The organism is Streptomyces sp. NPDC046759, assembly GCF_040645475.1.
Lineage (GTDB): Bacteria > Actinomycetota > Actinomycetes > Streptomycetales > Streptomycetaceae > Streptomyces.
The window spans coordinates 26,695-46,142 of the sequence record NZ_JBEYYJ010000045.1; the positions used below are offsets into that span (position 1 = coordinate 26,695).

Sequence of the window (19,448 nt, forward strand, 5' to 3'; positions counted from 1 at the left end):
AGCGCGTTCGTCGTTCGCGTGTGCCACCCTGTTGCGCGCAACAACAGGCAAGGGGAGGGGAGTACGAGTGGCCGCGCCACTGCAGCTGACTCGGATGCACCGCGTACTCGTCGGCGTGGTCGTGACCGGCGCCTTGATCATCGCCGGCATCGGTTTCGCCGGCTCGTACGCGGCCGTCCGTGAACTGGCCATCAAGAAGGGCTTCGGGAACTTCTCCTATGTGTTTCCGGTCGGCATCGACGCGGGCATCTGTGTCCTGCTGGCCCTGGATCTGCTGCTGACCTGGATCCGCATCCCCTTCCCGCTGCTGCGCCAGACGGCATGGCTGCTGACGGCGGCGACGATCGCGTTCAACGGTGCCGCCGCCTGGCCGGACCCGCTGGGTGTGGGCATGCACGCGGTGATCCCGGTGCTGTTCGTGGTCGCGGTGGAGGCGGCCCGGCACGCGATCGGCCGCATCGCCGACATCACGGCGGACAAGCACATGGAGGGGGTCCGGCTCACCCGCTGGCTCCTCTCCCCGGTCCCCACGTTTCTGCTCTGGCGTCGGATGAAGCTGTGGGAGCTGCGCTCCTACGACCAGGTCATCAAGCTGGAGCAGGAACGTCTCGTCTACCAGGCCAGGCTCCGCAGCCGCTTCGGGCGCGCGTGGCGCAGGAAGGCCCCGGTGGAGTCCCTGATGCCTCTGCGTCTGGCCCGTTACGGGGTCCCGCTGGCGGAGACGGCTCCGGAGGGGCTCGCGGCGGCGGGCATCGAGCCGGTTCTGCTTCCGGCGCGGCAGCAGCCGCAGCTCACGGCGAACGCCGCGGTTGCTGCGGGCGGTCGTGCCGCCGGGGCGGTGCCCGTCCCGCAGCAGCCGGCACCTCCCGGCGAGCAGGGTTTCGGGCGACCCCCGGTCGACGAGCAGAGCCCCTGGTTCCAGACCCCGCGCGAGGTGGAGTACCACGGCGGCTACGACCCCGCCTACGACCCGATGATGCAGGAACCCCAGTACGCTCCCGAGGAGCAGTACGAGGGATGGTACGAGGAGCAGGAGCCGCAGGACTTCCAGCCGCCTTCCCCGGAGGACACCGGCAGCTTCCCCATCCCGGTGGGCCCGAACCGCACTCGCGAGCTGGGCGAGGGCGGTGGCACCGCGGAGCCCGACCCGACGGAGTACGACTACTACCAGGTCTTCCGCAAGTCGATCGACGGCAGTTACCCCACAGCCGCCCAGCTGAGGGACGACGTGGAGGCGACCTTCGGCGTGGCGCTGTCCCCGCGGGAAGCCGACCGCATGGTCAAGGTCTTCACCGAGCGCCACTCCCGGGAACTCCAGGAAGAGCACATCGCATGACGGCATGAAAAAAGGGGGCCCTCCGAAGAGGGCCCCCTTTTCGGTTGTCGCTTACTCCCCGAGCAGCGCCCGCACCCGCTCCTGCCCCACGGCGAGCAGCAGGGTGGGCAGCCGCGGCCCGGTGTCCCGGCCGACGAGCAGGTGGTACAGCAGCGCGAAGAACGACCGCTGGGCCGTCTTGATCTCCGGCGGCAGTTCCTTCGGGGTGGCGTCGGCGGAGAATCCGGCCTGCACCTTCGGCACGCCGTAGACGAGGTGGGTCAGTCCGTCGAGCGACCAGTGCTCGGCGAGCCCGTCGAGCAGGAGCCGTACGGACTGCTGGGAGGCCTCGTCGAGGGACTTCAGCAGGTCGGCGTCGGGTTCGTCGCGCACGATGGTGCGCTGGTCGGCGGGCACGTGGGTGTTGATCCACGCCTCGGCCTTGTCGTACCGCGGCCGGACCTCGTCCAGGGAGGCGAGCGGCTGGTCGGGATCCAGTTCGGAGAGGATCCGCAGGGCCTGGTCCTCGTGTCCGGCGGTGATGTCGGCGACGGACGCGAGGGTGCGGTACGGCAGCGGGCGGGGCGTCTTCGGCAGCTCGCCGGCGGCGGTGCCGACCGCCCGGGTGTAGGCGGCGACGTCGCCCGGCAGCGCGGACCCGTCGGCGACCTTCCCGGCCAGCTTGTCCCACTCGTCGTAGAGCCGCTGGATCTCCTGGTCGAAGGCGATCTTGAAGGACTGGTTGGGCTTGCGGCGGGCGTAGAGCCAGCGCAGGATCTGCGGCTCCATGATCTTCAGCGCGTCGGCCGGGGTGGGTACGCCACCGCGGGACGAGGACATCTTCGCCATGCCCGAGATGCCCACGAAGGCGTACATGGGCCCGATGGGCTGCTTGCCGCCGAAGATGCCGACGATCTGCCCGCCGACCTGGAACGACGATCCCGGCGAGGAGTGGTCCACGCCGCTCGGCTCGAAGATCACGCCCTCGAAGGCCCAGCGCATGGGCCAGTCGACCTTCCAGACCAGCTTGCCGCGGTTGAACTCGCCGAGCCGGACGGTCTCCGTGAAGCCGCAGTCGTTGCAGGTGTACGCCAGCTCGGTGGTGTCGTCGTCGTAGGAGGTGACGGTCGTCAGGTCCTTCTCGCAGTTGCCGCAGTACGGCTTGTACGGGAAGTACCCGGCGGAGCCGGAGCTGCCGTCGTCCTCGGACGCGGCGCCGGAGCCCTCCTCGGCCTCCAGCTCGGCCTCGTCGACGGCCTTCTGCTGCTGCTTCTTCGGAGCCTTCTTCGTGCGGTACTGGGCGAGGATCGCGTCGATGTCACCGCGGTGCTTCATGGCGTGCAGGATCTGCTCGCGGTAGACGCCGGAGGTGTACTGCGCGGTCTGGCTGATCCCGTCGAACTCGACGCCCAGCTCGGCCAGCGAGGCGATCATCGCGGCCTTGAAGTGCTCGGCCCAGTTCGGGTACGCCGATCCGCGCGGCGCCGGGACCGAGGTCAGCGGCTTGCCGATGTGCTCGGCCCAGGACTCGTCGATCCCCTCGATGCCCGCCGGCACCTTGCGGTAGCGGTCGTAGTCGTCCCAGGAGATCAGGTGCCGGACCTGGTGGCCGCGGCGGCGGATCTCGTCCGCGACCAGGTGCGGGGTCATGACCTCGCGGAGGTTGCCCAGGTGAATGGGGCCGGAGGGGGAGAGCCCGGACGCGACGACGACCGGTTTGCCCGGGGCCCGGCGCTCCGATTCCTCGATGACCTCATCCGCGAAACGGGAGACCCAGTCGGTGGTCTCGGTGCTCTGAGCCACGATCGGCACGTCCTTCTTTCTGAACGGGGCGGCACTCCGTCTGATCGGGGTGACACCCCATTCTCACAGACCGGCTCGCGCCCGCGAAAACGGCTTTACCTGCCATGGGATACTGGCTGGGACTATCCATCCCCACGAGGAGAACGGCACCCATTCCTATGGCCTCGGTCACGTCCCTCAGCGATTCCGTCGAGCAGCACCTCGCGTCCGCCCTCTCGGCCACTCTGCCGGAGGCCGCCGGCGCGGACCCGCTGCTGCGACGAAGCGACCGGGCCGACTTCCAGGCCAACGGGATCCTGGCGCTGGCCAAGAAGTCGAAGGCGAACCCGCGGGAGCTGGCGGCCCAGGTCGTCTCCCACGTGGTGACCGGCGAGGAGCTGATCAAGGACGTCGAGGTCTCGGGCCCCGGCTTCCTGAACATCACGGTCGCGGACCGGGCGATCACCGCGAACCTGGCCGCGCGGTACGCGGACGACACGGGCCGCCTCGGCGTGCCGACCGCCGCGCAGCCGGGCACGACGGTGATCGACTACGCGCAGCCGAACGTGGCGAAGGAGATGCACGTCGGCCACCTCCGCTCGGCCGTGATCGGCGACTCGCTGGTCCAGCTCCTGGAGTTCACCGGTGAGAAGGTGGTCCGCCGGCACCACATCGGCGACTGGGGCACCCAGTTCGGCATGCTCATCCAGTACCTGGACGAGCACCCGCACGAGTTGGACCACAAGGACGCCCAGGTGACGGGTGAGGAGGCGATGTCGAACCTCGACCGCCTCTACAAGGCCGCGCGCAGGAAGTTCGACTCGGACGAGGAGTTCAAGACGCGTGCCCGCCGCCGGGTGGTGGACCTCCAGGCGGGCGACCCGCACACCCTCGCCGCGTGGCAGAAGTTCGTGGACGAGTCGAAGATCTACTTCTTCTCCGTCTTCGAGAAGCTGGACATGGAGATCCGCGACCCCGACATCGTCGGCGAGTCCGGTTACAACGACATGCTGGCCGAGACCTGCCGCCTGCTGGAGGAGTCGGGCGTGGCGGTCCGCAGCGAGGGCGCCCTCTGCGTCTTCTTCGACGACGTCAAGGGCCCGGACGGCAACCCGGTCCCGCTGATCGTGCAGAAGTCGGACGGCGGCTACGGCTACGCGGCCACCGACCTCTCCGCGATCCGTGACCGTGTCTTCAACCTGAAGGCCAGCACCCTCCTGTACGTGGTGGACGCCCGTCAGGCCCTGCACTTCAGGATGGTGTTCGAGACCGCTCGCCGGGCCGGCTGGCTGAACGAGGACGTCACGGCGACGCAGCTGGCCTTCGGCACGGTCCTCGGCAAGGACGGCAAGCCCTTCAAGACGCGTGAGGGCGAGACGGTCCGCCTGGTCGACCTGCTCGACGAGGCGATCGACCGGGCCTCGACGGTCGTGCGGGAGAAGGCACAGGACCTCTCCGAGGAGGAGATCGCCGAGCGGGGCGCCCAGGTGGGCATCGGTGCGGTGAAGTACGCGGACCTGTCGACGTCGGCGAACCGGGACTACAAGTTCGACCTGGACCAGATGGTCTCGCTGAACGGCGACACGAGCGTGTACCTCCAGTACGCGTACGCCCGTATCCGGTCCATCCTCCGCAAGGCCGGCGAGACCCGCCCGGCCGCGCACCCGGAGCTCGAGCTGGCCGAGGCGGAGCGCGCCCTGGGCCTGCACGTCGACGCGTTCGCGGCGGCGGTCGCGGAGGCGGCCGGCGAGTACGCCCCGCACAAGCTGGCGGCGTACCTCTACCAGTTGGCGTCCCTGTACACCTCCTTCTACGACAAGTGCCCGGTCCTGAAGGCCGAGACGCCGGCCCAGGTGGAGAACCGCCTCTTCCTGTGCGACGTGACGGCCCGCACCCTGCACCAGGGGATGGCCCTGCTGGGGATCAGGACGCCGGAGAAGCTCTGACGGACGGCCCACGGGGGTCTGCGGATCCCCGTGGGCCCTCACACCGTCCGACGGCGGCTAACCGGCGGACGCCTCCGTGGCGCACGCGTTCGCCTCGGCCAGTTCCCGGGCCCGGCGTGACAGAGCCTCGCGTACCGGATCCGGTGCGAGGACGCGCAGCGGTGTGCCCAGGCCGAGGAGGTAGCGGGCGAGGCCGTCCGGGTCGGGGCCGCCGATGTCGACCACCGTCGCGTGCTCGCCGTCGGGGCGGTGGGTGCCGATCGTGGGCGGGATCAGCCTCAGTGCCTCGCTCAGGGGGAGGGGGAGGCGGACGGTCGCGGACAGGGGATAGGGGCCGTTCGCGATGTTGTGGGAGACCAGCTGGGCCGGGTCCGGTGGATCGGTGAGGTCGGCGGGGTGACCGGTGGGCTGGAAGCGGTCGATCCGGTCGGCGCGGAAGGTGCGCCACTGGTCGCGGTCCACGTCGCGGGCCACGACGTACCAGCGCCGGGCGGCATGGACCAGACGGTACGGGTCGATGTCCCGGACCGTGGTCCTGCCCTCCCCGTCGGTGTACGACAGCCGGGCCCGCCGGCCTTCGCGGCAAGCGATCGCCAGTTCCAGCAGCAGGCCGGGCCTGACCTGCGGTCTTTCGGAGCCGGGAAGGCTGACGAACGCGTCGTCCAGGTCGACCAACCGCTCGGCGGTGTGCCGGGGCAGGACCTGCCGCAGCTTCAGCAGTGCCGACAGGGCCGCCTGGTCGCCGCCCAGCGCGTCGCTCAGCGCGGCCTCCCGCAGCCCGACGGCCACGGCGAGCGCCTCCTCGTCGTCGAGGATCAGCGGCGGCACCCGGGAGCCGGCCCGCAGGCGGTAACCGCCCCAGGGGCCGGCCTCGGAGTCGACGCAGTAGCCGAGGTCCCGCAGCCGGGCGACGTCCCTGCGGACCGTACGGTCCGTGACCTCCATGCGCTCGGCCAGTTCGGCGCAGGTCCAGGAGGGGCGCGAGGACAGCAGGGAGAGCAGGCGGAGCAGACGGGCGGAGGAGCTGAGCACGGCGGGAAGTGTGGCACAGCGCGCGGGTAACCAGGACCGGAACTGTCCTGGTCGCGTTCTAGCCTCCTCCGCATGACCACTCAGACCTCCTCCTCATCCTCGTCCGCACCCGCCTTCCGTTTCGCCGCCATCACCTTCGACTGCGCCGACCCCAAGGAAATGGCCGACTTCTACGGCGAGTTGCTCGGCATGTCCGTCCTCTTCTCCGACGACGACTTCGTCTTCCTCGGCAAGGAGGGCTCGACCGGCCTCGGCTTCAACCGCCTCGCCGACTACCGCCGGCCCACCTGGCCGGACCCGGAACAGGAGAAGCAGGCGCACATCGAGCTGGGCGTGGACGACCTGGACGCCGCCGAGAAGCGGCTCCTCGAACTGGGCGCCACCAAGCCCGGGTTCCAGTCGGGCGAGGACCGCTGGCGGGTCCTGCTGGATCCGGCCGGGCACCCGTTCTGCATCACGACCCTCGTCTGAGGCGTCTGCCGCACCCCGCGCAGTCGGACCTCGATCGCTTTCGGCCACGGCTATACACTCCCCCCGGGGGTCAACTTCTCTGGGGGGAGCGGTCGCCATGAGCGCCGAGATCTACTTCAGCAACAACTACCGCGACCTGTGCGTCCAGCACGGCACGGGAGCCGGTTTCCAGTTCGAGTTCTCCTGCTCGCGCTGCTGGGACACCTGGCGTTCACCGTTCGAGCCCTTCCGGGCCGGGCAGATGGCCGGCTGGCTGTCCCGGGGCGTGAACGCCGCCTGGTCGGTCGTCGGCGGCGCCGGGCAGGGCGTGAGCAACGCGGCGGACGGTCTGGCGGGGGCGAGTTTCGGCAGCCAGCGGGACGCGGCCTTCTCCCGTGCCATCGAGAACGCGCAGGGCCACTTCAACCGCTGCCCGCGCTGCACCAGCTATGTCTGCGCCCGTTGCTGGAACCCGGGGCAGGGCCTGTGCCTGAACTGCTCCCCGGACACCGCGGCGGAGGCGCAGGCGGCCCAGCAGCGAGGCCTGAACGACATGGTCGCCCAGCGCGCCTACGACGCCGGCCAGCAGCAGGGCGCCGGTTACGACGTCAACGCGCCGCGCCAGCTGGTCTGCCCGAACTGCCGTACCGAGACCCGGGGCGGCGCCTTCTGTCACGGCTGCGGGCACCGGCTCGCGCAGACCACGAGCTGCTCGTCCTGCCGGAGCGAACTCCCCTCCGGCGCGGCCTTCTGCCCGTCCTGCGGCGCGAGGTGCTGACGCCGGGACCACGGCAGAGGGTTTTCACAGAGATTCGAGTGACGGCTGGGCCGGCACGGAACGCCGGCCCCGGCCCCGGGCACCGCCCCGCGGCGCCCGCTGCGGCCAGAACAGCACGTACGCCGCCGAGCCCACGCAGAACGCCAGGCGTATCAGACCCCGTGTGGAGTCGGACGGGATCAGCAGTGCGCCGCCGTAGAGGGCTATGAGCGCGATCCAGCTGACCCAGGGGACCAGGCGGCGTTGGCCTATCGAGTCCCATATCAGCGTGCCCAGGAGAACGGAGGCGTTGTAGTAGGTGTACACGCTCGGGTCCAGCAGGATGCGCGCGTCGGCGGCGAGGAACACGACCGCCGGCCAGCGGCCCCGTCGTACCGCCAGTGCGCCGAGGACCATGCCGAGGGCCATCTGGGCGGGCCGGTCCCACCAGGGTGTCGCGGGGTCGTTCACGCCGAACCAGCGCAGCGAGGACGCCCGTTGGTTGGGGATCGCGAAGCGGGCCGCGTGCAGGGTTTCCAGGTGGGTCAGGTAGAAGGGGAGCCAGGCCACCGCCACCAGACCGCAGGTGCCGGCGGCCGCGCGCAGGCGGGCCGGGCGGGGCAGGGCCAGCAGCAGGGGCAGGAAACCCACCGCCCAGGGCTTGGAGTCGATCGCCAGGGCCAGGAAGACGCCCACCGCCGTGGCCTTCCCCCGGACCAGCGCGCGGACGGCGAGCGTGGTGAAGAACAGGGCCAGGACGTCGTCGAGGTGGGCGAAGCGGACCGAGACCTCGACCCACATGGGGATGAAGGCCGCACCGGCGACCAGGACGCGCTGTTGGAGGCGTCTGTGGTTGAGGCCGGTGCCCAGGTAGTGGTCGGCGGCGGCGCGGCCGACCAGGACGAGCATGTACAGGCCGAGGCCGGACATGAACGCGTCGGCCAGTTTCTCGCCGATGTCGGGCCGGAACGGCGCGAAGAGTCCGGCGACCAGGAAGCTGACGGGACCGATCTGCAGCTCGGGGTGATTGGCGTAGAGGGCGAGTCCGCCGCCGGAGGTCTGGTTGAAGAGCAGTTGCTCGCCGGTTCTCAGGTAGTGCCAGGAGATCGCGGCGTGGCGTTCGGCCACGATGAACCACGCGGCCGTCCACAGGGTGAGCAGCACGATGTGCCATCGCACCGGGTAACGCCCGATCCGCACGTTCCTCCGCCCTTCCCTTACGCGGGTCACCGTGTCCCCGGCCATCACAACACCCCCCGGTAAGAGCGGAAGCGGGGGCCGCGGGTTCCTCGGCGGGGCGGGCCAACGTCGTTGTCAGCGGCGGCGCTTAGAGTCACAGGCATGGCGACTCTTCCCAACCCGCTGCCCAGACTGGCCACCGACCCGAGCGGCCGTTCCCTGGGGCTGCAGCTCCCTCCTGGCAAGCTCGTGGACCTGACGGACGACGGGCCCTGGCACGAACCTCTGCTGTGGCACGCGGAGAAGCCGGCCGCGCCGGGCACATGGAAGGCGCTGGGGGCGCCGGCGGCCCGCGCCGGTCTGCTGCCGGTGCTCGTGGATGCCGGCGGCTCCTGCGACGGCCTCGAGGACTGGGTGCTGCTGCCCGGCGAGACGTCGTATCCGGGCGATCACGACGCCGAGGACGTCCTGGCGGAGTACTGGGAGGAGGAGACGGAGGACGGCGAGATCGCGGAGGAGATCGAGCCGTTCGGGGCCGAGTGGCCCGGTCTCGCGCCCGCCGCGCCGCTCTCCGCCGACCCGGACACCCGCGCCGCCCAGGTCGCCGACGCGCTGGTCCGGGACCCGGAGTCGGAGATCGAGGAGGCGCACCTCGCCCTGGTCCCGGCCCGCCGCTCCGCCGACATCCCGGCGGCGATCGGCTGGACCGGTCCGGTGAACTACGAGGGCGACGTGGCCCGGATGTGCGCGGTGCTGCGCTCCTGGGAGGACCGCTTCGGCGTACGGGTGGTGGCCCTCGGCCCGGAGACCCTCGTCGTGTCCGTCGCGGCTCCGCCGACCACGCAGGAGGCGGCCGAGGCGGTGGCGGCGGAGCACTTCGCGTTCTGCCCGGACACCGTCATGGAGGAGGGGCCCGACCCCCTTCGTGCGTACGCGAAGGATCTCCTCGGCAGCCCCAGCTGGACCTTCTGGTGGGACTGAGCCCCTTCACGTCCCCGGACGGTCAGCCGGCGTCCGCCGCCGACGCCGGCTGCCACTTCTGGCCGCCCAGCGGGAAGACGTAGGCGGGCCGTCCGTTGTTGCCGCTGGTGCGGAACGGGCGGCCGTTGTCATCGATCCGCAGTGTGCCGTGGCGCGTTCCGCTGGACCACACCAGTTCCAGGTACCAGCTGACGTCGTACGCGGAGGCGTCGGCCGTGACGTGGAATTCCTCGGGGTCCGACCGGCTCACCTTGAACGGGAAGCCGGGCTGCCCGGCGTGCGGCACGGCCCCGGGCCGCAGGGCGTCCAGGGCGACGGAGAAACTCCGGGTCGGTACGCCTCCGCCGCAGCCCACGCCCGGGTAGCCCATGGCGTAGTCGTTCCAGGCGAGCGGCGTCCGCCGGCCCGCCACGCGCACGGACAGCTGTTCCAGCACGACGGTGTCCGAGCCGGTCCCCTGCACGGTGAACGTGACGAGCTGGCCCCCCGCCGACACCGCCTCGTGCGCGGCCACATAGGCGGGCGCGTCCTGCTCCGGCGGGGGCGGGTGGACGTCGCCCGGGGGACGGTCGATCAAGTAGTGCTGATGGCAGGGGTTGGGCCAGGCGTAGGGGTGGGTGGTGATCGCGAGGGGCGGAGCGGTCGAAGTGCCGGTGTCGCCGCGGCCGGGTGTACGCCCCGTGCGCGGCGCGCTCGGCGTGTTTCCGGGCGGCGCGCTGGTGGCCGGGGACGAGGAGCGGGAGGGTCCGGCCGAGTGGGTGGGGCGTGTCCGGTGGGGCACACCTGCCGTCGGCGCCTGCTGTTGTGTCTGCCCACCGGCGGCCGTGGGGATGCCGCTCCGGTGGTCCGAGGGCAGGTTCAGGGCGAGCGCCACGCCGCCGAGAAGGGCGGTGACGGTGAGGGCGGCGAGGAGGACGGTGCGGGTACGGCGGCGGGCACGGGCGTACGGCACCGCGTCCTGGAGGGGGCCGGCCGCCTGCGCCGGACCGGGCGCCTGTGACTCCCCCTGCCCCTCACCCGGCCGCCCCGCCTCCGGCGGTCCGTCCTGCGGCTGTCGGTCCTCCGGCGATCCGTCCTCCGGCGGTCCGTCCTGCGGCGCTCGGTCCTCCGGCGGTCGGTCCTCCGGTGCGGGAAGGGCCGAAGGGGGACCGGCCGGCACCGGGGCGGCCGCCGTCGGCTCCTTCCGCCTGCGCCCCGCATCCGCCAGCACCCACCTGCGGTGCAGCTCCACGAGTTCCTCGGGACCGGCCTTGCACAGCCGCGCCAGGCGTTCCACGGGGGCGTAGTCGGTCGGTACGGCGTCCCCGTTGCAGTACCGGTGGAGCGTCGACGTACTCATGTGGAGCCGCTTGGCGAGCGTGCCGTAGCTGTGCCCGGAGCGGTTCTTCAGCTCCCGCAGCAGTTCCGCGAAACCGCTCTCCGTGGTGCCGTCCGCCACCGTTTCCCGCCCCCGTTCGTCCGCCCCGTGTCCCACCCCGGCGTTCCAGGGAGGGATTGTTTTCGCAGGTCACCACCCATGCCGGCATTCCAGCGTCCCGGATTTCCCGCGACTGGTGGCGGCCGGGACGCAGTGCCGCACAGGCTGTTGGTCATCCAAGCACGCCAACGGGCCCAGCCCGGAAGAGGACTTGCCATGCGTTTGCGCCACATCCGTCTGTACGCAGCGACCGGTACCGCTCTGACCGCTCTCGCCCTCACGGCGTGCGGCGGCGGCACGGGCACGAAGGACGAGGGCGCCGCCCAGCCCAGGCCCACGCCGGCGTCCACGGCGACGGCTGACCGGACCGTCACGCCCCCTGCCGCCGCGCCCCACGCCGGCACCGGCACCGGCACCGCGGCGAACGCCACCACCGTGTCCGCGCGCGGCTCCGCCGCGAAGCCGGGCGCGCGCACTCCCGCCGCCGCGATCCACCCCTGCAACGGCTCGAACACCAAGGTGACCGCCACGCCGGTGTCCCGCCCGCTCAACCACCTGCTGCTCACCGCGAAGAACGTCAGCGGCAAGGCGTGCGACCTGATGTACTGGCCGACCCCGCGCTTCGACGACGCGCAGTGGGCGCCGCAGGTGATCGAGGACAGCCGGCCGCAGGCCGTGGTGACCCTGGGGCCGGGTGAGTCCGGGTACGCGGGCGTGCGGCTGTCGGCCGCGGACGGCAGCGGGGAACACGGCACCACGGCCCACAAGGTGGAGGTGTTCTTCCAGGGCCGCACGCCGAACAGCGACAGCGGCCCCTCCGCGCACCCGTCGCTGCCCGCGAAGGGCGTGTACTACGACTCCACACTGGCGATGACCTACTGGCAGCGGGAGCAGTCGGACGCGCTCGCCTGGTAACCCCGGGGAACGCGTCCCGGATTCAGCCGGACCGCCTCATCTTCTGGGCCACCTCGGTCGCCCAGTAGGTGAGGATGTTGCGTGCACCGGCCCGCTTGATGCCGGTCAGGGTCTCGAAGATGGCCCGGTCGCGGTCGATCCAGCCCCTCTCCGCGGCGGCCTCGATCATCGAGTACTCGCCGGAGATCTGGTAGGCGGCGACGGGCACGTCCACGCTGTCCGCGACGCGGGCGAGGATGTCGAGGTAGGGCCCGGCCGGCTTGACCATGACCATGTCCGCACCCTCGGCGAGGTCCAGCTCCAGCTCCCGCAGGGACTCGCGCCAGTTGGCCGGGTCCTGCTGGTAGGTCTTGCGGTCGCCCTGCAGCGAGGAGCCGACGGCCTCGCGGAAGGGGCCGTAGAAAGCGGAGGAGTACTTGGCGGTGTAGGCGAGGATCGCCACGTCCTCGCGCCCGATCTGGTCGAGCGCGTCACGGATGACGCCGATCTGGCCGTCCATCATCCCGCTGGGCCCGACGACGTGCGCTCCGGCGTCGGCCTGCACCTGGGCCATCTCCGCGTACCGCTCCAGGGTCGCGTCGTTGTCCACGCGCCCCTCGGCGTCCAGCACCCCGCAGTGCCCGTGGTCGGTGAACTCGTCCAGGCACAGGTCGGACATGACGAGCAGGTCGTCGCCGACCTCGGCGCGCACATCGCGGAGCGCGACCTGCAGGATCCCGTCCGGGTCGGTGCCGGCGGTCCCCTGGGCGTCCTTCTTGCCCTCCTCCGGCACGCCGAACAGCATGATCCCGGAAATTCCGGCCTCCACGGCCTCCAGCGCGGCCTTCTTCAGGCTGTCGCGGGTGTGCTGGACGACACCGGGCATGGCGGCGATCGGCACGGGCTCGCTCACGCCCTCCCGGACGAACGCCGGGAGGATGAAGTCGGCCGGGTGCAGGCGCGTCTCGGCGACCATGCGGCGCATGACGGGCGAGGTGCGCAGCCGCCGGGGACGTGTACCGGGAAAGGATCCGTACTTCGTCATGCGTTCTACGCTACGCCCGCCGCGCCCCCTCCTTTGCCGACGCCCTGTCGGCCCGGTGACGGGAGTCACAGTCAGCCCGGCGACGGGCCCATAGGGGGCCCACAGACAGCCCATTCACGCCATTCGCGGGCATAACGGCGCGCGGATACGAAGTCTTTGCGCTCCCCTGGGCATCCCTGGATCCTCCGTCCTCCCCAGCGTTCTACGCGCGTGGTGTCATGCACGCGCCACCCCCTCCCGGTGCTCACCCCAGGAGTCACGCATGCTGCGGAAGGCCCTCACCCGTGCGGCCGTCGTCGTCGCCGCCGGCACCGCCGTCGCCGTCACCGCCGTACCCGCGAACGCCGCGAGCTACTCGGCGTTCGCCTTCTCCCAGACCGGCAGCCAGCCCACGATCTACGACTTCGTCAACTCGGCCACCAGCACGCTCGACATGACCATGTACGAGCTGGAGGACACCACGGCCGTCAACGACCTCATAGCCCTGAAGAACAAGGGCGTCACGGTCCGGGTCATCCTCGACCGCCAGCACCAGAGCGCCAACAACCCGGCGTACACGTCCCTGAAGAACGCGGGCATAGGCGTGGTCTGGTCGTCCTCGGCCTTCGTCTACACCCACCAGAAGACGATCACGGTGGACGGCGTCAAGTCCCTGGTCATGACGGGAAATCTGACGTCCCAGTACTACACGACCAGCCGGGACTACGGCGTCTTCACCGACGACACCCGCGACGTCGCCGCCATCGAGAAGGTCTTCAACGCCGACTACACGGCGACGTCCGTCACCCCCACCGACGGTGACCACCTGCTGTGGTCCCCCACCGACTCCCGCAACCGCCTGGTGTCCTTCATCAACTCCGCGACCAAGACGTTGGACGTGGAGGAACTGGAGTTCAGCGACAGCACGGTGGTCAACGCGATCGTCGCCCGCGCCAAGGCCGGCGTGAAGGTCCGCGTCGTCCTGGAGAACCCCTCCAGCTACTCCAGCGAGGTCTCCGCCGTCAAGGCCGCCGGCGGCACCGTCGTCGGCTACTCCGACCCCAACGGCTTCTACATCCACGCCAAGGCGATGGTCGCCGACTACGGCCTGTCCACCCAGGAGGTCGAGGCCGGCTCCATGAACATCAGCAGCAACTCGCTCAGCAACAACCGCGAGCTGGGCATCATCCTGACCGGCACGGGCGTGGCCCAGCCGGTCGCCCAGACGGTCGAGACGACGTTCAACGGCGACTATGCGGGCGGTACGGGGGCCTGACCGGCACGCGCGGCAGGCGGATCATCCTCCGCCGAACTCCGTCCGAGCGGAGGCCATCGCCACGATCACCCGCTGGACCGGTGGCACCTCGTCCACGACGAGACCGCCGCGATGACCGGGCGATGCCCGAAGCCCACCCTCCAACCGGCGGTTTCCGGTGGGGGGTGGGCAGGCCGGCGGGGTCCAGGGGGCGGAGCCCCCTGGTACCTCAGGTTGTCGTGCGGCGCCTCCGCGCCCCCGGCCGCCGCTCACTGGGCCGAGTCACCGGATCCCCCGCCTCCAGCGCGGCAGCGCGCCGCTTCATCCCGAAGTCGGCCAGCGCCTCCGCCAGCTTGTGGACGGACGGCTCCGGAGCCATGACGTCCACCCGGAGACCGTGCTCCTCGGCCGTCTTGGCCGTGGCCGGGCCGATGCACGCGATCACCGTCACGTTGTGCGGCTTGCCCGCGATGCCGACCAGGTTCCGGACCGTCGACGAGGACGTGAACAGGACCGCGTCGAAGCCGCCGCCCTTGATCGCCTCGCGGGTCTCGGCCGGGGGCGGCGAAGCGCGGACCGTCCGGTAGGCGGTCACGTCGTCCACCTCCCAGCCCAGCTCGATCAGACCGGCGACCAGGGTCTCCGTGGCGATGTCGGCCCGCGGCAGGAAGACGCGGTCGATCGGGTCGAAGACCGGGTCGTACGGCGGCCAGTCCTCCAGCAGACCGGCGGCCGACTGCTCCCCGCTCGGCACCAGGTCCGGCTTCACGCCGAAGGCGACCAGCGCCTTCGCGGTCTGCTCGCCCACCGCGGCCACCTTGATGCCCGCGAAGGCACGCGCGTCGAGGCCGTACTCCTCGAACTTCTCCCGGACGGCCTTCACCGCGTTGACCGACGTGAAAGCGATCCACTCGTAGCGGCCGGTGACCAGGCCCTTGACGGCACGTTCCATCTGCTGGGGCGTGCGCGGCGGCTCAACCGCGATCGTCGGGACCTCGTGCGGCACCGCGCCGTAGGACCGCAGCTGGTCGGATAGCGACGCCGCCTGCTCCTTCGTGCGCGGCACGAGCACCTTCCAGCCGAACAGCGGCTTGGACTCGAACCACGACAACTGGTCGCGCCGGGCGGCGGAGGAACGCTCACCGACCACGGCTATCACCGGTCGGCCGCCGTCCGGGGACGGCAGCACCTTCGCCTGCTTCAGCGTCTGGGCGATCGTGCCGAGCGTCGCCGTCCAGGTGCGCTGGCGGGTCGTCGTACCCGCGATCGTCACCGTCAGGGGGGTGTCGGGCTTGCGTCCCGCGGAGACCAGCTCGCCCGCCGCGGCCGCCACCGAGTCCAGCGTCGTCGAGACGACCACCGTGCCGTCGGAGGCGCCCACCTCCGTCCAGCAGCGGTCCGAGGCCGTACGGGCGTCCACGAACCGGACGTCCGCACCCTCGGCGTCGCGCAGCGGCACACCGGCGTACGCGGGCACACCGACCGCCGCGGCGACACCCGGCACCACCTCGAAGGGCACGCCGGCGGAGGCGCAGGCGAGCATTTCCTCGGCCGCGTACGTATCGAGTCCCGGGTCCCCGGACACCGCACGGACGACCCGCCTGCCGCCCCGCGCAGCCTCCATGACAAGATGAGCGGCATCCCGGGCGACAGCCGGGACAGCGGCGGTGGTTGACGTGCCGTCAACGACCGTCAGCTGGGGCGTGCCCGTGCCCGGCGGCGAGACCGAGGAGGGATCGGCGTCCGTCTGCACGACGCAGACGCCCTGTCGGGCGTGCGTCCGGATCACGTCGAGCACCTCGTGCTCGGCGACCAGGACGTCCGCGTTCGACAGCGCCTCCACGGCGCGCAGAGTCAGCAGTCCCGGATCTCCGGGTCCGGCACCGAGAAAGGTGACGTGCCCGTGTTCCGGACCGGCGGCAGGAAGGGCGGTGGGGCTCAATGTGCTCGCTCCCCCATCAGACCGGCCGCGCCCTGGGCAAGCATCTCGGTGGCGAGGTCGCGACCGAGTGCCAACGCTTGGTTCTCCGTCTGGGGCACGGAACCGGTGGTGGACAGCTGCACCATGCGGGTGCCGTCGGTCGTGCCGACGACGCCGCGCAGGCGCATTTCCTTGACAATCTGTTCGTCGGCATGGGGGTCCCCCCGCTCGAGCGGAGCCGAGAGTGGGGGAAGGTCGGCGAGCGCGCCCACAGGGGCGCTGCAGCCGGCCTCCAGGGCGGCGAGCAGTGACCGTTCGGCGGTCACGGCGGCCCGTGTGAACGGGTCGTCGAGTTCGCCGAGTGCCGCGATCAGGTCCGCGTTCACCGCGGCGCACTCGATCGCCAGGGCCCCCTGGCCGGGGGCGGGCAAAACCGTGTCGACCGACAGGAAGTCGGTCACCTCGTCGATCCGGCCGATCCGGTTCAGTCCGGCGGCGGCCAGCACGACCGCGTCCAGCTCACCGTCACGGACGTACCCGATGCGGGTGTCGACGTTGCCCCGGATCGGGACCGTCGCTATGTCCAGGGCGTGCGCGCGGGCGTACGCGTTCAGCTGCGCCATGCGGCGCGGCGAACCGGTGCCTATGCGGGCGCCCCGCGGCAGGTCCGTGAACTTCAGGGAGTCGCGCGCGATGATCACGTCACGCGGGTCCTCGCGCACCGGTACGGCGGCCAGGACCAGCTCCTCGGGCTGCGTGGTCGGCAGGTCCTTGAGCGAATGAACCGCGAAGTCGACCTCGCCCCGCAGCAGCGCGTCGCGCAGCGCCGTGACGAACACACCGGTGCCGCCGATCTGCGCGAGGTGCTCGCGGGAGGTGTCGCCGTACGTGGTGATCTCGACCAGCTCGACGGGCCGCCCGGTCACCCGGTGGACGGCCTCCGCCACCTGCCCGGACTGGGCCATGGCGAGCTTGCTGCGCCTGGTCCCCAGCCTCAGTGCTTTCTCAGTCATGCCGGTCGGTCCTTCTTGTCTGTGCTGTCCCCGGCCCGGGAGACGGAGGCGACCGTCTCGGGGTCGAGGTCGAACAGGGTGCGCAGCGCGTCCGCGTACCCGGCGCCGCCGGGCTCGGCCGCGAGCTGCTTGACCCGTACGGTCGGCGCGTGCAGCAGCTTGTCGACGACCCGGTGCACGGCCTGGCGGATCTCGCCGCGCTGGCGTTCGTCCAGGTCGGGCAGGCGGCCGTCGAGCCGTGCGATCTCACCGGCGACGACGTCGGCGGCCATGGCGCGCAGTGCGACCACGGTGGGCGTGATGTGCGCCGCCCGCTGTGCCGCGCCGAAGGCCGCGACCTCTTCGGAGACGATACGCCGGACCTGGTCCACATCGGCCGCCATCGGCGCGTCGGCGGAAGCTTCCGCCAGCGACTCGATGTCGACCAGCCGCACCCCGGCCAGCCGGTGCACGGCCGCGTCGATGTCGCGGGGCATGGCGAGGTCGAGGAGGAAGAAGACGGGCGCCGGACGCTCGGCCACCGGCTCCGGCTTGCGCCGCTCGGGGATCCGGCCGACGGTGGCGAGCGTCGCGGCGAGCGCGGTGATCAGCTCGGCGTCGGCCTCGGGGGTACGGCGGCCCGCGCGGTCGATGGTGCCGCCCGCGGCCCATGCCGCGTGCTGCTCCAGGGTGGCCGCGTCCATGCCGGCGACGGCGGCCTCGCCCATGACGGAGAAGCCGGGCTGTGCGGCGGCCAGGTCCAGCGGGCAGTTCTCCTCGGCACCGACGCCGGCGGTCGGCGACGGTGCCTTGCGGTTCGCCACGGGAACGGCGGCATCGGCGACGGCCGGCTGCCCGGTGCGGCCCTCGACCGCCTGGGCGACCGCCTCCGCCGTGAGCACCAGGCCCGTCGCCCCGGTACAGGAGACGACGACGTCGGCACGTGTCAGCTCGCCCGGCACGGCGTCCATCCGTACCGCGCGGGCGGTCACCGCGTTGTCGTCGGCCTCGGTGAGGAGCTGGGCGAGCCGCTCGGCGCGCTCGAAGGTGCGGTTGGCGACGACGACCTCGCCGACACCGGCCCGCGCCAGCGTCGCGGCGGCCAGCGAGGACATCGACCCGGCACCGATGACCAGCGCCTTCCGGCCGGAGGCCCATTCCTGTACGTCACCGCCGGCGGCCAGCTGCTCCAGGCCGAAGGTGACCAGGGACTGGCCGGCGCGGTCGATGCCGGTCTCGGAGTGGGCGCGCTTGCCGACCCGCAGCCCCTGCTGGAACAGGTCGTTCGTCAGTTTTCCGGCGGTGTGCAGATCCTGCGCCCTGGCCAGCGAGTCCTTTATCTGCCCGAGGATCTGGCCCTCGCCGACGACCATCGAGTCCAGGCCGCAGGCCACCGAGAACAGGTGGTGCACGGCCCGGTCCTCGTAGTGCACGTACAGGTAGGGGGTCAGTTCCTCCAGGCCGACGCCGCTGTGCTGGGCGAGCAGCGTGGACAGCTCGGCGACACCGGCGTGGAACTTGTCCACGTCGGCGTACAGCTCGATGCGGTTGCAGGTGGCGAGCACCGCGGCCTCGGTGGCCGGTTCGGCCGCGACCGTGTCCTGCAGCAGCTTGGTCTGGGCGTCCGCGCTCAGCGCGGCCCGCTCCAGCACGCTGACCGGCGCGCTGCGGTGGCTCAGCCCGACGACGAGGAGACTCATGCCGGCATCACGGCGGGTACGTCCCCGTCGGGCCCCTGGTCGGCGGATGCGTCGCGGGTGGTGGCGGGCAGTGCGCCGTCGCCCGCGGCGGTCTCCTCGCCGGCCTTGCGCTGCTCGTGGAAGGCGAGGATCTGGAGTTCGATCGAGAGGTCGACCTTGCGCACGTCGACGCCGTCCGGGACGGACAGCACGGTCGGCGCGAAGTTCAGGATGGAGGTGACTCCGGCGGCCACGAGCCGGTCGCAGACCTGCTGGGCGGCACCGGCCGGGGTGGCGATGACGCCGATGGACACCCCGTTGTCCTTGATGATCTTTTCCAGGTCGTCGGTGTGCTGCACCGGAATCCCTGCGACGGGCTTTCCGGCCATCGCCGGATCGGCGTCGATGAGGGCCGCGACCCGGAAGCCGCGGGAGGCGAAGCCGCCGTAATTGGCCAGGGCGGCGCCGAGGTTACCGATACCGACGATCACAACCGGCCAGTCCTGGGTCAGGCCGAGTTCACGGGAGATCTGGTAGACGAGATACTCCACGTCGTAGCCGACACCGCGCGTTCCGTAGGAGCCCAGGTACGAGAAGTCCTTGCGCAGCTTGGCGGAGTTGACCCCCGCCGCGGCCGCCAGCTCCTCGGAGGAGACCGTGGGCACCGAGCGCTCCGACAGTGCGGTCAGGGCTCGGAGGTACAGCGGAAGCCTGGCGACGGTGGCCTCGGGAATCCCTCGGCTACGGGTCGCCGGTCGGTGTGTTCGGCCAGTTGCCACGGTGCTCCTGCGGGTAGAGCGGGGCTGTGGGCGGTCATACGTCCC

General features: G+C 71.4%; 16 protein-coding genes. 7 read left to right on the plus strand and 9 right to left on the minus strand.

Annotated features, from left to right (window positions below):
- Nucleotides 1–67: 67 nt before the first annotated feature.
- Nucleotides 68–1,336, plus strand: a complete 1,269-nt coding sequence (locus tag ABZ919_RS38460) for a DUF2637 domain-containing protein (RefSeq protein WP_361257986.1) — start codon at nt 68–70, stop codon at nt 1,334–1,336.
- A 51-nt stretch (nt 1,337–1,387) separates the two neighbouring features.
- Here ABZ919_RS38460 and lysS read toward each other — a convergent pair whose 3' ends face one another.
- A complete protein-coding gene (gene lysS / locus ABZ919_RS38465; RefSeq protein WP_361257988.1) occupies nt 1,388–3,127 on the minus strand; it encodes a lysine--tRNA ligase in 1,740 nt (579 codons plus the stop codon).
- 149 nt (nt 3,128–3,276) lie between these two features.
- On the opposite strand from lysS, the gene argS reads away from it, so the two are divergent.
- Nucleotides 3,277–5,043, plus strand: a complete 1,767-nt coding sequence (argS, locus tag ABZ919_RS38470) for an arginine--tRNA ligase (RefSeq protein ID WP_361257991.1) — start codon at nt 3,277–3,279, stop codon at nt 5,041–5,043.
- A gap of 57 nt (nt 5,044–5,100) precedes the next feature.
- Here argS and ABZ919_RS38475 read toward each other — a convergent pair whose 3' ends face one another.
- Nucleotides 5,101–6,075 carry a YafY family protein gene (locus tag ABZ919_RS38475; RefSeq protein WP_361257994.1) on the minus strand — a complete coding sequence of 325 codons (975 nt, stop codon included), beginning with the start codon at nt 6,073–6,075 and terminating at the stop codon, nt 5,101–5,103.
- A 72-nt stretch (nt 6,076–6,147) separates the two neighbouring features.
- On the opposite strand from ABZ919_RS38475, the gene ABZ919_RS38480 reads away from it, so the two are divergent.
- Complete coding sequence (locus ABZ919_RS38480; protein ID WP_361257997.1) at nt 6,148–6,546, plus strand: VOC family protein; 399 nt, start codon at nt 6,148–6,150, stop codon at nt 6,544–6,546.
- Between the two features lie 97 nt (nt 6,547–6,643).
- A complete protein-coding gene (locus ABZ919_RS38485; protein WP_361258000.1) occupies nt 6,644–7,303 on the plus strand; it encodes a zinc ribbon domain-containing protein in 660 nt (219 codons plus the stop codon).
- A gap of 24 nt (nt 7,304–7,327) precedes the next feature.
- On the opposite strand, the gene ABZ919_RS38490 is transcribed toward ABZ919_RS38485, so the two are convergent.
- Complete coding sequence (locus tag ABZ919_RS38490) at nt 7,328–8,482, minus strand: hypothetical protein (protein WP_361258003.1); 1,155 nt, start codon at nt 8,480–8,482, stop codon at nt 7,328–7,330.
- A 141-nt stretch (nt 8,483–8,623) separates the two neighbouring features.
- Between ABZ919_RS38490 and ABZ919_RS38495 the strand changes: the two genes are divergently transcribed.
- Complete coding sequence (locus tag ABZ919_RS38495) at nt 8,624–9,442, plus strand: DUF4253 domain-containing protein (protein ID WP_361258006.1); 819 nt, start codon at nt 8,624–8,626, stop codon at nt 9,440–9,442.
- A gap of 22 nt (nt 9,443–9,464) precedes the next feature.
- Here the strand turns inward: ABZ919_RS38495 and ABZ919_RS38500 are convergent, their stop codons facing one another.
- Nucleotides 9,465–10,880: a helix-turn-helix domain-containing protein gene (locus ABZ919_RS38500; RefSeq protein WP_361258070.1), complete on the minus strand. Its 1,416-nt coding sequence runs from the start codon at nt 10,878–10,880 to the stop codon at nt 9,465–9,467.
- Between the two features lie 195 nt (nt 10,881–11,075).
- Between ABZ919_RS38500 and ABZ919_RS38505 the strand changes: the two genes are divergently transcribed.
- Nucleotides 11,076–11,774: a DUF4232 domain-containing protein gene (locus ABZ919_RS38505; protein ID WP_361258009.1), complete on the plus strand. Its 699-nt coding sequence runs from the start codon at nt 11,076–11,078 to the stop codon at nt 11,772–11,774.
- Nucleotides 11,775–11,796: 22 nt separating this feature from the next.
- On the opposite strand, the gene hemB is transcribed toward ABZ919_RS38505, so the two are convergent.
- Nucleotides 11,797–12,798 (minus strand): porphobilinogen synthase, encoded by a 1,002-nt coding sequence (gene hemB / locus ABZ919_RS38510; RefSeq protein WP_361258012.1) that lies wholly within the window; start codon nt 12,796–12,798, stop codon nt 11,797–11,799.
- A 262-nt stretch (nt 12,799–13,060) separates the two neighbouring features.
- On the opposite strand from hemB, the gene ABZ919_RS38515 reads away from it, so the two are divergent.
- Nucleotides 13,061–14,053, plus strand: a complete 993-nt coding sequence (locus tag ABZ919_RS38515) for a phospholipase D-like domain-containing protein (protein WP_361258015.1) — start codon at nt 13,061–13,063, stop codon at nt 14,051–14,053.
- Between the two features lie 208 nt (nt 14,054–14,261).
- Here ABZ919_RS38515 and ABZ919_RS38520 read toward each other — a convergent pair whose 3' ends face one another.
- From ABZ919_RS38520 to ABZ919_RS38535, 4 genes are read right to left on the minus strand one after another with little or no spacing between them, the layout of a single operon-like run.
- Nucleotides 14,262–15,974 (minus strand): bifunctional uroporphyrinogen-III C-methyltransferase/uroporphyrinogen-III synthase, encoded by a 1,713-nt coding sequence (locus tag ABZ919_RS38520; RefSeq protein WP_361258018.1) that lies wholly within the window; start codon nt 15,972–15,974, stop codon nt 14,262–14,264.
- On the minus strand, nt 15,971–16,966 hold the full coding sequence (hemC, locus tag ABZ919_RS38525; protein ID WP_361258021.1) for a hydroxymethylbilane synthase: 996 nt from the start codon (nt 16,964–16,966) through the stop codon (nt 15,971–15,973). The genes ABZ919_RS38520 and hemC overlap by 4 nt, the downstream gene beginning before the upstream one ends.
- Nucleotides 16,963–18,645, minus strand: coding sequence for a glutamyl-tRNA reductase (locus tag ABZ919_RS38530; RefSeq protein ID WP_361258024.1), 1,683 nt, complete (start codon nt 18,643–18,645; stop codon nt 16,963–16,965). The genes hemC and ABZ919_RS38530 overlap by 4 nt, the downstream gene beginning before the upstream one ends.
- The gene (locus ABZ919_RS38535; protein WP_361258027.1) at nt 18,642–19,403 is read right to left on the minus strand and encodes a redox-sensing transcriptional repressor Rex; all 762 of its coding nucleotides are present in this window, start codon (nt 19,401–19,403) and stop codon (nt 18,642–18,644) included. Before ABZ919_RS38535 ends, ABZ919_RS38530 begins: the two co-directional genes overlap by 4 nt.
- Nucleotides 19,404–19,448 lie beyond the last annotated feature (45 nt).